The 934-nt window shown below is 42.7% G+C and carries 1 protein-coding gene and 1 pseudogene; one reads left to right on the forward strand and one right to left on the reverse strand.

Annotation, left to right across the window (positions count from 1 at the left end; all coding sequences use genetic code 11):
- Positions 1-249 precede the first annotated feature (249 nt).
- Positions 250-630, forward strand: a complete 381-nt coding sequence (locus tag R7R24_RS25345; protein WP_318119863.1) for a cystatin domain-containing protein — start codon at positions 250-252, stop codon at positions 628-630.
- A gap of 80 nt (positions 631-710) precedes the next feature.
- Here R7R24_RS25345 and R7R24_RS25350 read toward each other — a convergent pair.
- Positions 711-934 (reverse strand): annotated as a pseudogene (locus R7R24_RS25350) (MFS transporter); the annotation flags it as partial.

The raw sequence follows: 934 nt of genomic DNA on the forward strand, positions 1-934 counted from the left end.
CCTTTCCTACCTTGGATCGCTTATCGTTTATAGCATAGGGCAATTTTCACTCAATTAAATAGTTAACAATCTGTTTTTGCTTATTTTTAACCCAACAATGACCTGTTAATTGTATTTAACCGATAAATACTGCTGAACAGAATCAATTGAAACGAAGCGATATGTGACCAACACTTTCTTGAATATGAAACAGATATAATTCACAGAACCCCCTAGGATACTGAGCACATTACAAAGAAAGGTCTTGTTATGAAGAAAACATTATTGGCGTCACTCGTATGTGTAGTGGCTTTAGCTGGATGTAATCAAAAGGAAGAGACCGAGGCACCAGCCCAATCGCAAACGGAAGCGAACCCAAACAGTAACTTAGAAAAACTGCCCGGCGGATGGTCACCAAGTGACATGACCGATGAAGCGCAATCATTGCTTGATGTGGTACTCGCGCAAATGAACACTTCCGCTAAGTTAAAGCAAATCCTCAGTGTTCGCACTCAGGTGGTAAGCGGCATGAATTACGCGATTGAATTTGAAATGGATAATGGCGAAATCTGGAATACGATTGTCTACCGCTCGTTAGACGACGAAATCAAGATGACGCAACCTGCAAAACTTGGACGCTTCTGCTCATAATATGCAGACATAAAAAATGGCTCCCGATTGGAGCCATTTTTATTCACGATGTTCTGTTCAACCCATCACATTCATCAGAACTAAGCCGTGGCGATATTAGCTTTGGGTAACTTAATCGAAATCAACGTTGTCAACGCCAAGAAAGCGAAAGAGACCCACAAACACGCCGCTAGTCCTACTTCTTGGTAAATCCACCCCGACAATACCGTTCCAATCAAACGTCCCATGGCGTTGGCCATGTAGTAAAAACCGACATCCAACGACACGCCGTCGCCTTTGGCATAGCTCACAATCAGATACGAAT

This window comes from Vibrio sp. 704 (genome assembly GCF_033339295.1).